The organism is Hyphomicrobiales bacterium (genome assembly GCA_030688605.1).
GTDB lineage: Bacteria > Pseudomonadota > Alphaproteobacteria > Rhizobiales > NORP267 > JAUYJB01.
Map to the genome: position 1 here is coordinate 1 of JAUYJB010000046.1, position 12,581 is coordinate 12,581.

Annotated in this window: 6 protein-coding genes; 1 reads left to right on the forward strand and 5 read right to left on the reverse strand. The window is 58.9% G+C overall.

Annotation, left to right across the window (positions count from 1 at the left end; all coding sequences use genetic code 11):
• The first annotated feature begins 297 nt into the window (after window positions 1-297).
• The gene (locus Q8P46_05760; GenBank protein ID MDP2619667.1) at window positions 298-504 is read left to right on the forward strand and encodes an HIT family protein; all 207 of its coding nucleotides are present in this window, start codon (window positions 298-300) and stop codon (window positions 502-504) included.
• 146 nt (window positions 505-650) lie between these two features.
• On the opposite strand, the gene Q8P46_05765 is transcribed toward Q8P46_05760, so the two are convergent.
• The 5 genes from Q8P46_05765 to Q8P46_05785 all read right to left on the reverse strand — a co-directional run bounded on the left by Q8P46_05765 (window position 651) and on the right by Q8P46_05785 (window position 11,702).
• Entirely contained in the window at window positions 651-2,573 is a 1,923-nt protein-coding gene (locus Q8P46_05765; GenBank protein ID MDP2619668.1) for an AAA family ATPase, read from the reverse strand.
• A gap of 179 nt (window positions 2,574-2,752) precedes the next feature.
• A complete protein-coding gene (locus Q8P46_05770) occupies window positions 2,753-5,797 on the reverse strand; it encodes a DEAD/DEAH box helicase family protein (GenBank protein MDP2619669.1) in 3,045 nt (1,014 codons plus the stop codon).
• A 9-nt stretch (window positions 5,798-5,806) separates the two neighbouring features.
• Window positions 5,807-7,732, reverse strand: a complete 1,926-nt coding sequence (locus tag Q8P46_05775; protein ID MDP2619670.1) for a site-specific DNA-methyltransferase — start codon at window positions 7,730-7,732, stop codon at window positions 5,807-5,809.
• 14 nt (window positions 7,733-7,746) lie between these two features.
• The gene (locus Q8P46_05780) at window positions 7,747-8,505 is read right to left on the reverse strand and encodes a DUF4391 domain-containing protein (GenBank protein ID MDP2619671.1); all 759 of its coding nucleotides are present in this window, start codon (window positions 8,503-8,505) and stop codon (window positions 7,747-7,749) included.
• Window positions 8,502-11,702, reverse strand: a complete 3,201-nt coding sequence (locus tag Q8P46_05785) for a helicase-related protein (GenBank protein MDP2619672.1) — start codon at window positions 11,700-11,702, stop codon at window positions 8,502-8,504. Before Q8P46_05785 ends, Q8P46_05780 begins: the two co-directional genes overlap by 4 nt.
• Between the last annotated feature and the right edge of the window lie 879 nt (window positions 11,703-12,581).

A 12,581-nucleotide genomic window follows, 5' to 3' on the forward strand; every position in this document is an offset into this window, starting at 1 on the left:
GAAACTGACGAAATTCACGTTCCCATTCGCAACAACTGAAAAACTTTGCCTTTCGCACATCAAAACACGAAACCCGCATGTTGCACTCAAAAATTAGGCGGCCGGTTTTCCAAAAAAATGGGGTTTTCGGTCGGACACTAAATATTCAAAAAGCCGGTAGAAATCAAGCCTGGCGCAGAGGCTAGTTTCCGGCAATGATGATTCATCAACGCCTCAGGCAAATCTCGCAGGATTGAGTCCTCGGAGAAATCAGTGCAATCCTAGCGCTAACGCCCAGGCTGAACGGCGCTCTGGGCTATGGTGGACGAGGCGAAGAAATTATTGGACGGCCGATTCAAGCCGGACGGCTACAACGTGGGCGTCAACGTGGGTGCCCCTGCCGGACAGACAGTCATGCATTGCCACATTCATCTGATTCCTCGCAGATCAGGGGACAGCGTCAATCCGCGCGGCGGCGTTCGGGGTGTGATTGCGAGCAGGGCCGATTATTCGGGAAGCGGATAAACCCGGCGAATAACAAAACCGATTAATATGCAAATTCCCGGATTGTCGGCTGTGATTCCCGCGTCGTTTAAAGTTTGATTCATCTATGCAAGCCTGCCCTTAAATTCCCCCGCATTTTTGGCCGGCGTAGCGTAGGAACAGTGGAGTTACGCTGCTGCGAAGCGGATGATCTCCACGCAAAGGCGGTCAAGGCTGGCGGGCGTATGACCTCCTTCCTTCAACAGGTCTAGATGATCACCAATGTGAACGGGGTTTTTGATATAGCTGCCTTCGGGATTTCCAAGACCATTCGTTGCCTGGCCAAATGTTTGATCCCAAACGGTCGCGCCGACCTCGGCCTTTAGAACGTCGCCTATATTGGTGGGCCATTGCACATAGGACGCCCCCCATGCGGTCATGCTTGGGAATGGATCGGCGACGTTTCCGCCCAAAAGGTTCAGGAGCGCCTTGTTGTCTCTCTCGTGACGGGGGCGCTCATTCAAATTCGTTTTGTCTCCATCGGCATCGAACAGCGTGAACACCGGAATCTCAAGCGCCTGAGCAATGATGATGGGTTCGATTAGGTTGCTTTTATTGTTGGTGGCAACGATATGGCATCCATGCCGACGGAAGTCATCCCAGCGGCCCGACAGGATCATCCATGACGTGATATAGGCAAGGTCCTCGATACCCTCGACCAAAACAAGCTTCGACGTGAAAAACATCTCGTTGAGATGTGGCTGCAATGCCTGCTGAAGACGAGCGCGCTGCGCGGGGAGTGGAGCGGGGGTCTCGCCCGTCACCTCAGCTACCCGCTGGGAGATACGGTCTAAAGTAACTTGAGAAATTGTCGATTGCTTAGCGGCAGGGTCGCGACGCACCATGCGCACGCTCTCAAATGCTCGCCCAGAAACAAAATACGGACTATGCGTTGATACGATGATCTGGGAATTAGCCTGACTCAGTTCTTGTAGCACGTTGGAGAGATGTCGAGCCTGCGGGGGGTGCTGATATAGTTCAGGTTCCTCGCAGCCTAAGATCAAGCGTGGCGCGTCCGCGTCATCGCTAGACGCCAGCTCTTGAAGGAGTGCCAAGAGGTATGAGCGTTGTAGCCCGTGTCCGAAGCGCGCCAGTTCGCCTTCAAAGCTGCCCTCCCCAGCGAGCAGGCGAGCAACGGGTCCCTCTACCTGGACTTTCCGGGCGTCTTCTGCCCAGCTGAGGCGCGCAGTCACTTCAGGGTGAGCCCATTGCATCAATCGTGCGGTAAGAGCCTTGGAAATATCATCGAGTGCGCCTTGTTGCGCATCAAGGATTTTTCGGTATTCAATGAGAGTTTCCTCTCTGAGCTTCTTAATGTCTTCATCGAATTTCACTTTTGCGCGGACAGTGCGAGCAAGAATTTTGCCAAGCGCCGTATTCTTGGCCTCTACGTTCTCCTTGGTTGCGTCCTTGACGGCTGGCACATAGATCCATTGTACATAGCGCGAGAGACGATTTGCTCCCTTGCTGAAACCGTAAAACTGGTCCTCGCTGGGAATAAGACTGCATTTCTCAGGATGTGATTCTTCGTAGAGTCGAAGCGCCGCGCGCATGGCGTCCTTCGTACCCGGCTTTGCAAGGTCAGTAAGCTGAGTGCGGATGAGTTCGTACTCGGCCTTTAACTCATCAACCTTTTTGCCGTCGTTGTAGAGCTTGAAGAAGTTCTTGAACGCGTCCATCGCGCAGCGCTGGCCGAATTGCATGACAGTCGCAACGCCGGTATCTGCGTTAAAAATCGCCTTCGCCGTGATGATTAGTGTACCTTGTCGGTAATACTCGGCGAAGTCCTTTTGAGCTTCTTCGTTAAGATCAGTAAATGTGACCGTTATCTCAATCGGTTCATCGGTTTTTCGGTCGTGGAAATCCTCGGCATCCAGATCGCTTAAATTGGTAGCCGCATTCTCTGTCTCGCGAAAGAATATATTCAAGGCGCACAATATCGTTGATTTACCACCGCCATTGGGACCGACGAGCGATGTGTACGGACTGAAATTTAGGTCGACGTTACTGAAGGACCGAAAGTTCTTAATTTCCATTTTCTCTATGCGCATTCTTTCCCCTCAAGGCCTCTTAGGTCGGGCTCGAAATACATGAACACTTTGCCAATCTGGAGATCGGATGAATGGATCAATCGCACGTTCTGAAAGGGTCTTTCCCGCCTGTTGTCTCTGCTCATAGTCAGATTATTCCAAACAACCCCACACGGTCCAAAAGATATTGATCTGATAAATCAACAGTTCGCCAGAAGCTCGTCGAGGTTCCGCTCAACACGATACTTGGCCGGATTTTCACCGACGGCCAGCGCCGCGAAGTGAGCTTTCCCGCAGTCGATCTTGGCGCGTTCCTTATCACGCAGGTCAGCCTTGAAAAGGTCGCTCTTTGTTTCGACGACAAAATAGAGTCGCTCCGCTCCATCCTTTTCGACCAACACGGCCCAGTCGGGGTTGTAAGGGCCAAGGGGGGTCGGCACACGGAACCAGCCAGGAAGTTTGGCGTAAACCTTGATTGCTTCGTTCATCTCCAATTGCTCGGCAAAGGTGCGCTCGGTGTCGGACTGGTAGATCACCTGCTCATGAACCGATTTGTTGGCGTCGATCATGGACTTGAGATAGCCAGTCAGTTCTTCCGTCTCGAACAGTTGCTGAGCGTAGTATTCCTCTGAGCCGATGCGCTGGTATTTGATGCCGTCCACGAGGGCCATGCGCTTTGCGCGGTTGATGACCTCAGCGGCCAGTTCGATGAACTGCTGCGGGTTTCGTTTGAAATCATCGAGCCGGCCGCTTTCCACGAGGACGCGGTGGATGCTACGGCGGGTGAGTTGAGTCTTGTCCTGAAGGTCGGTGAGGATGTCGGGTAGCTCGATGTCGTCTTCGTCGAGGGTCACGGGGGCGGAGCTTGCCGTTTCCTTCGCGTCCACACCGGAGCGCCCGATGGCGAGGTCGGCCTTGCGCCATTGCAGGCGCGTCTTGGCGATGGGCGGCGCGTCCGCAAGCGCCTTGATGCAGGTCGCCAGCAAGGCCTCGTTGTCGAACTGCACGCGGTAGGTGGTCTTGTGCTTGATGCGGTCCCAAAGCGCCTTGAAGTCAGCGCCTTGCAGCACGGCCAGGCGGGTTTTCACCTGTTTGCGCTCGTCAGCGTTTTTGATTTCCAAGCGCCCTGCGAGCTTGCGGAGAATTTCCATCACCTGCGGCAGTTGGGCGGTAAACGGCTCCGGCAGCGTGAGCGTGCGGTCCTTTAGCTGTTGGCGCAGGGTATCCTGCACCTTGCCTTGGGCGTTAACTAGGCCAGCGGTTTTCAAATGCTCCCAGAGCACCTTTGATTGGTCGAAGCCCAGCGGCGCGGGCTGACCGTCGGGTCCCGTGGTGCTGACCCCGGCGAACTCGTGCGTCTCTACGATACCGAACCGGATACCAGTTTCGTCCTCGATCTCCTTTTGGAGTTTCTCGGCGAACTGCTCGTAGCTCTCGGTCGCGATCACGGTCAGGGTGTTCACGTCAAAGCCGTGCAGGCGTTCGCCGTTCTGGTTGACGCAGAGGCGCAGGCCGCGTCCAATGGTTTGACGACGCTGCACCTCCGACGCCATCTCCCGCAGAGCGCAGATTTGAAATACATTCGGATTATCCCAGCCTTCGCGCAGGGCCGAGTGAGAGAAGATGAACTTCAGCGGCGTTTCGAAGCTCAGCAACTTCTCCTTGTCCCGCATGATCAAGCTGTAGGTGTCGTCGTCGGCTTGCGTCGTGCCTTCGCCCCTGGAGTCTTTGAACATTTCCACTGTCTTGCCACCGACCTTCTTCTTGTCGATGGAGAAATAGCCGTCGTGCACGTCCTCGGCGGCGGTGGTCAAGTCCACTTCCTTGAAGAGGGTCAGGTAATCGGGATGCTTGGCGAGCCGGCGGTATTCCTCCTCGAAGATTCGCGCGTACTCGCCCTTCACCGAATTTCCGTCGGCGTCGTATTGCCGATACTTCTCGACGGCATCGATGAAGAACAGGCTGAGCACCTTGATGCCTTGTGGACGGAGGCGCTTCTCCTTGTCCAGGTGCTCCTTGATGGTGCGGTGGATCATCTGGCGCTGCACAGCGAGCGCGTCCACGTCGCCGTAGGCTTGGCCGGGACGGAGGTATTCTTCGCCGCCGGGATAGCGGAGTTCCATGAACTTGTCGTCCTTGGCATCCCGGATGTCCTGCCCGATGATGTGGTCCCGGTAAATCTCCCGCTTGGTGACTTCTTCGAGCTTGTCGAGCGGTGCCACGGTGACCGTTTGCCGGGCCACGCCGTGTGCCGTGGCGATGTCCAGCTCCACCTTGGCGCCCACGACACTCTTGCCACGCGATACCGGCGCGATGAACCGCACATACGCCTTGTTGTGCCCGCCCTCCACGGAGGCCGCCGCCACCTCAATCTGCTTCACCAGCTTCCGCTCGTAGGCATCCACCGCATCGAGCTTGAACACCATGTGGTGCGCCTCTTTCGGCGTCGCGGAATAGCGCAGGTTGCACAGCGGATTCATCCGCTCCATGGCCTTCTTGCCCTTGCCGTCGAGCCCGCCTTCCACGCTCTGCGGCTCGTCCACAATGAGAATGGGGCGCGTCGCCCGGATCAGATCGATGGGCTTCTCCCCGCCCGTCTTTTCGCTGGGGCGATACATCACGTTCTTCGATTTCTCGCGGCGGGCGGCCTCGTCCGCTTCCTCCGTCTGCGCCTGCTGCTCGTCGCCGAACTTGTTGATCGCACCCACCGTCATCACCATGATCTGGATCTGCGGGCTGGTCGCAAAGTTGCGCACCTGGCCGAGCTTCGCCGAGTCGTAGATGAAGGGGTCGAAGGGCGCGCCGGCGTAGAGCCCTCTGAGGTGCTCCGCAGCGGTCTCGATGGTGTGATAGACGCCTTCCTTGATCGCAACCGACGGCACCACGATGACGAACTTGGTAAATCCGTAGCGTTTGTTTAGCTCGAAGACGGTACGCAGATAAACATAGGTCTTGCCGGTGCCGGTCTCCATCTCCACCGTGAAATCCCCGGACGCGAGCGAGGCCGATGGTGCGAGGCCGTGGCGGAGTTGGATGGCGTGCAGGTTAGCTAGTAGCTCTTCGTCGAGAAGAGTCAGCCGGTTGCCGATGCCGAGGTCGTTTTCAAGAAGCGACATTTGCCCGGCGGCAGCGTCCCGCGTGACCGTAAATTCGGTCCGGCAGGTTTCCTGTCCGTGGAAAAGGCCACAGACGGCTTCGATGGCCTGAAGCTGGTAATCGAGGTCGGGCTCGAAGTGGAGTTTCATCGCTTTCGCTTACAGACTGCGCACGGTTTCGAGGCCGTGCTGGTGGAGGATGGCGGTGAGGTTGGTCTTGGCCACGTCGTCGGTGAAGGCGCTGTCACGGAAGACGACGGTGGTTTCTCCGGCGGGCTTCAATGCCTTGTGCCACGCCACGAGGCCGAGGGCCAGCGGCTCCACGTCGGCCTGTGGGATGGCGGGCGAGAGGCAGACCAGCAGTGAGCCGCCGCCGATGGAATAGATTTCATGCGCCTGCTTCGCGCCTCCTGCCACCTTGTTCGTTTCGATGGGCACGCAGAGGTCGAGGCCGAGTTTGAGAAGCAACTCGAAGAGGATGTCCTGCTCCGTGCGGTCGGTCTTGAGGTGCTCGATGGAGGCTTCGAGGGTTTCGGCGAGCTTCTCGCGGTCCGGCTCCCACGCCCGGATGTTGCTGCTGGCGAGCTTGAAGACGCGGAAGCCGAGGTCGCCCTCGAACATCGGGCTCTCTTCCCGCATCTTCTTGCCTGCGCGGCGGAGACGATCAATTGCCACTTGGCTGAGCGTCTTGAAGCCGAGTTGCGTCGCAGGAGAATCGTCAGGAAGCGGCTCGGGTAGTTGCACGACGAAGAAGCGGCGCTTGCCCGAATCAGCGAGATTCTGCTGATACACGGCTTCCCCTATAGGCGCGGCCCCTCCAAAGAAATCGAGGATGATCTCGTCCCGTTGATTCTTGGTGCAAATCTGGACTATCCGCGCAAGGAGTGGAATTGGCTTTGGGGTGTCAAAGACTTCAATTCCGTTGAAGAGATCCTTTATCGCTTTTTTCGCTGTGTCGGTAGTGCCGACCTCATCGGCTCGCCACATAGTGTGAGGCACAATGCCATTGTCCGACTCATTGCGAAAGCACTTCAGCCTCGGAACATTTGCTCCGTCCTCACCAAACCAGACTCGATTGTCGGTCTTCAGTTCTTCAAATCGATCTTCGGTGTACACCCAACATCGCCCAGACGGGGGGTCCACTTTGCGCCCAGATGGTGTTGTAACGGTATAAAACTGTTCTTTGCGGCGACCCGGGCCCGCCTGCGCGTTCATCGATACGGACTGCCACGGCCCGCGAGGGTCGTTGTCCGGGTTCAAAAACCGCTCTTCGTTTTCGTCGCTGCGCGGAAGAAGGCACCGAACTGTCTCGAAAATGGGCTTCTCCCGTGCATAGCAAACTATGTAGTCATGATTCACGGAGAAGACTTTCCGGTTCTCACGCGTAGTCCGTTTCTCCCAAACAAATATGCCTATGAAGTTCTCCACGCCGAAGATTGAATCCAGGAGGGCTCCAAGGTTTTGTAGCTCATGGTCGTCGATCGAAACGAATATCACTCCATCTTCCCGCAGTAGATCCCGCGCGAGCTTGAGCCGCGGATACATCATGTTTAGCCAATCGGTGTGGAAGCGACCGGAGGCTTCGGGGTTGGAGGACAACTTGCGCCCTCCATCGCCGACCTGTCCCGTGAGTTCGAGGTAGTTGCGGATGTTGTCCTGAAAATTGTCGGGATAGACGAAGTCATGACCCGTGTTGTAGGGCGGGTCGATGTAGATGAGCTTCACCTTCCCGGCGTAGGACTTCTGGAAGAGCTTGAGGACTTCGAGGTTGTCGCCCTCGATCATAAGGTTCTGGGTGGTGTCCCAATCCACCGAATCTTCCGGGCAAGGCCGCAGCGTGCCGGCACTCGGCGTGAGGGCGAGCTGGCGGGCGCAGCGTTTGCCATGCCAGTTGAGACCATATTTCTCCTCGGCATCCGTCACCGTCTTGTCGCCCACAAGCTGCTTGAGCACGTCCAGATTCACTGCCGCCCCATCCTTGCCCTCGGTGACGAGTTCGGGGAAGAGGGCTTTGAGCTGGGAAAGATTCTGCGCGACGAGGTCGGGCGACTTCGTCTCGGGGTCGCTATCGGTTAGCTTCTGCATCGTATCCTCGTTCTTCACAGGTTGGCGCGAGCGGCAGCCTGCGCTGCCTCCATGCGCTTCAGTTCCAGGTTCAGTTCCACGCGCCGCGCCATCTGCTTCTCCTTCGCGGCGGTGGCACGCAGGCGGGCGATCTCCGCATCGAGCCGCGCGCATTCTTGCAGGGCGTCACGACGGACCGCAGCCTGTTCAGCGTTAGCGGCGACCGCGAAGGCGCCGGTGACGCGAGCAGCTTGCAGCGCCAGCAGAGTGTCGATCCAACCCTGATACAGCGCGTGCAGCGTTGTACGCGGTTGCTTGCCAAGCGCCAGCGCATCATAGAAGGCGGGCCAGCGTTCGCCATCGCGCTCCGCGCCCCACTCGGCGGCGACAACGGCGCCCTCCAGCACGGTCTTACCCGCCTCGCCCTGCGACCAGCGCTTGTGGACGGCGGAAAGTCCGGGCTGTTCGCCCTGCTCCGTCAACAGCAGCAATGGATAGGGCACGGCCCGGTGTACCAGCTCTACCAGCCGCGTCGCCTTGGCCGTGGCCCGCAAGGTGAGGCGCAACACTGCGATCTCCAGATATTCCCGCACCTCGTCGCGGTACTCCAGCACGCCAATAGTGGTGGGCTTGAGCGCCGCCAGCCAGACCAGCTCCTCGATGCCGTCATTGATGATGCGCTTGTCAGCGGCAGTAGGCGCACCGTTCTCAAGCAGCAGCTTCTTGGGCACGCGCTGATCCACGCGGCTGCTGGCGGGCAGGTCGAGGGCTTCGATGAGCGTGTCGCCGTTCATCCAACGGCCTCGGGTAGCACCGCGAGCCAGGCGATGACCTCGAAGTCGTTGATGCCCGCAAACTCCCCCTTCATGGCGTGAGTGCCGCCGGGCGTGAACAGGCTCGCCACGGCCCGCTCTTCGTTCTTGCCGACCACCGAGGCCACGGCGGCGGCGAGCAGGCGCTGCGCCGCGCGCATGTCCTCGCCCTGCTTGGTCGCCTTGTCCAAGCGGGCGCAGGCACCGGCATCGGGCAGGTCGCGCCCAAGGCAGAGGCGCTTGAGCCGATCGAGGATCTGCTTGGCCTGCGTGTAGGGCAGCAGCACCGTGCCGTCGTCGCCCACATGCACGAGATACTGGGCACCGAGTGGATAGCCGGCCTCGGCGCTGCGCTTGGCGGCGGCGCCCTCGGCGTGCAGGCAGAAGATGATGCCCGGTGCGATCTCCGCCTCGGTGGTGGTCGTGACCGCGCAGGTGCCGAGCGGCAGACTCTCCAGCACGCCCGGATACGCCTTGAGGTATTGCGCCAGATCGATGCGGAAGTCGGTGAGTGTCAGGTCGGCAATGGAGACACCAGTGGAGAGGTCCTCCAGATCGATCACCGCGTCCTGGAGCTTCAACAGTTGCTTGCGGCGGTACTCCAGATCGTTCATCTGGTTGCCGGAGTCCTGCTCGATCAGGTTCTCTTCGCCGGTGGCAGAGATGTCGAGCAGCACCATGCGGCCGCTGACCCGCTGTTCCAGGTTGATGTGCTCCTCCAGCTCCATGTTGGGCCAGAAGTTGACCAACTGGATGCGATCATTTGGCGAGCCGATTCGGTCGATGCGGCCGAAGCGTTGAATGATGCGCACCGGGTTCCAGTGGATGTCGTAGTTGATCAGCCAGTCGCAGTCCTGGAGGTTCTGGCCCTCTGAGATGCAGTCGGTGGCGATCAGCATGTCAAGTTCGCCCTCGGCAGCGTATTCCTCGGGCCGCTCCTTCGCCCGCGGTGCGAACGTGGTGAGAATCGAGGACAGGTCCTTGCGCAGGCCGGTGAGCGTTGTCTGGTTGCTGCCCGTGCCGGTGACCAGCGCCGTGTCGATGCCAAGAGTTGTCTTCGCCCACGGGGCAAGCTGGTCGTAGAGATAACGGGCGGTGTCGGCGAAGGCGGTAAAGACGATCACCTTGCGGTTGCCGGGGTTGATCGGGTTCCGGCACTTGTGCTCGATCATCTCGCGCAGGGCCGTGAGCTTGGCGTCACGGGAGGCATCCACCTGGGCCGCCGCCGCGTGGAGCGTCGCCAAGCGGTTGCGGTCCTCGATCAGCTCCTGTTTCCAGCGGATGAGGTCCACGTCCTTCAGCAGCACCTTCACCTTGCGCCCGACGAGCAGACTCTCGAAGGCGGGATCGTCGAGGTCCACGTCCTCGATGTCGATCTCCTCCATCTCCTCGGCGTGACTCTCGATGCGGGCCAGCGTGGCCTCCACGTCGCGCAACTGGCGCTGCACGGTGAGGGCGAATGACGGCACGGCGCTCTCCATCCGCTTGAGCACGTTGACGCGCAGCAGGTGGATCAGGCTCTCCTCGCGGTCTGCCTGGCGAAAGAAGCCCTCGCCGCCGCGAATCTCCGTGCTGTACTTCTTGTCGTACGCCGCCTGTCTGTGCGGCAGCACGTATCGAAGCGGAGCGTAGGAAGCGAGGTTCAGACGGCGGATCTCGTTGTTGATCTCCCGGATGGAGCGGAACTCGCCGGCGCGGTCCACATCGGCCTTGATGTTGATCGGCTTCAGCCGGTCGGGGAAGCGGCCCGTTTCGGCGGTGCCGTAGTACTTCTCGATGTGCTTGCGCGAGCGGGCGATCGTGAGCAGGTCGAGCAGAGTGAAGTAGTCGAAGCCGAGCATCTCGATCAGCCGCGAGGGCGTTCGGCCGGCGTCCTCGAGATCGAGCCAGCGGTTGAACTGTTTCTGCGCCAGTCGCGTGGTGCTGTCGATGCTGCCGATGCCGTGATCGAGCAGAGCCGTGTCGTCGCCCTCGGTAACAAACGCGATCTGGTTGCGCAGATCGGCCAAGCGGTTGTTGACTGGCGTCGCCGAGAGCATCAGCACGCGTGTCTTGACGCCTTCCCGTATGATCTTGCGCATCAGGCGGTCGTAGCGCGTCTCGCTCCCAACACGCGGCGTCTTCTTGTTGCGAAAGTTGTGCGACTCGTCGATCACAACGAGGTCGTAGTTGCCCCAGTTGACGTGCGCGAGGTCAATGTCGCCGGACGCCCCGCCGTCTCGCGAGAGGTCAGTATGATTCAGCACGTCGTAGTTGAAGCGGTCGGGCGCCAGGAAGTTGCGGCGGTCGTTCGCCTTGTAGAGCGTCCAGTTGTCGCGCAGGCGTTTGGGCACCAACACCAGCACGCGGTCGTTCCGCAGCTCGTGGTACTTGATGATCGCGAGCGCCTCGAACGTCTTACCAAGGCCGACGCTGTCAGCGATGATGCAGCCGCCGAAGCGCTCGAGCTTGTCGATCGCGCCGACCACCCCGTCCCGCTGAAACCGGTAGAGCTTCTTCCAGACCACGGTGTTGCGGATGCCGGTCGCCGACTTGATGATGCGCTCTTCGTCGAGGTCGTCACCACGGTCTTTGAATAGGTGGAAGAGTATTAAGTCATAAATAAGCGATGGTGCCTTGTGGTTAATCAAATCCTGGAGACGGGCCAATAACGCGCTCTGTGCATCGGGTGATGACGGCAAGCTGTTCCAAAGAGAAGAAAACCAGGAACCTAGTAACGTCCACTCCTCCGGAGTTTCTGAACATTGGATAAGGCTGAACTGGTTGCCCGGAGTAATGCCGAGACCATCGGTAGTAAATGAGCAGTTACCAATAACGACACGCCGAAGCGACGCGTCGGCGTGGTCTGTAATCAACGTCGACTGCGGTAAAAACGCCGGCGCGCCTCGCACATTAGTTTTTTTCGTGATCCATTGAACGCATTGGCGCGCAAGCCAGTGGGCCTGAAGACGGTTGCGGAAAGGCCGGTCGGCTTCTGAGCCAAGGAGATTGAGGTCGGTCCCTTGAGCAGTCGGCAAAACGAGTCGAGAATGAGCGACTTTTTCTAAAAGGCTCCGCACCTCGGCAAAAGCGAAAAGCGAAAAGGCTGGTGAAGCGACATCAAGGCTAGACTCTGTTCCAAGCACTTCACGGAGCGCGTCGACAACGCGATCGTTACCGCTGTTCTTGATGAGTCTCATAGGTGGCTAGCCACCGGGAAGAATTATCGCTCGGAAAACCGGCCGGGTCAAAGTCGCCACATCCTGGATGGGCCTAGGGAATACTAGTCGAAATGAGGCCGGGATGCCAAGAGCGAATTTGGGGTGGTCGGGAGTTTGAAGATAACGGGACGAGATAACGGAGATAACGTTGGTGACTAGCTGGACAAACGCCGGGTCAATATCTTCGAAACCCCAGAGGTCGATATTCCCAGTTGGCGCGCAACCTCGGCGAGCGCGACGCCAAAATCTTCCACCAGCTTGCACACCAATGCCGCTCTTATCGTGGGCATCTTCCCACGTCGGCTCCCGCTTCTGAGTTCAGTCAGCGATGCGCCGTTTTTCTTGCACGCCTCCGCGATAACTCGCTCGACCCGTCCGCTTTGTCCGCGTGCCGCCTGTTGGCGTTGCACTCGCGCCTCGGCCTCGGTCAGGACACGCTCGACAAATTCTCCGCTCCCCAATATCCGCTCGTCAGACTGCTCCGGCTCTCGGCACTGTCGCTGCGATCTGACTTCGGCCCATCCCCCGGCTGAGGGGAAAGGGTCAGACTCTCACGTCTCGACTTTTTTGCTTGATCGATCGATCTCCCGTCGAAACTCGGTGTCCTGAGCTATCTGCCCGCCGAGCCGTCCGATCAAAGTTTTCGCTGTGGTTTCTGCGGATTCCAACGCTCGCGCGATGGCTTCAGAAGCTTCCCTGCCGCTTAAGCACCGCACGCAGTCGGACGCGCCGTTCTTCGTTCATGTTGAGGACGAACACTGTGGTGCGGCCCACCGCAGTCAGGCCGACAACCATAATGTCGGCAATTTGGAAATGCTCTTCCCAGGAGTGTTGACGTGGGTTGAAAAGCTCGGTGAT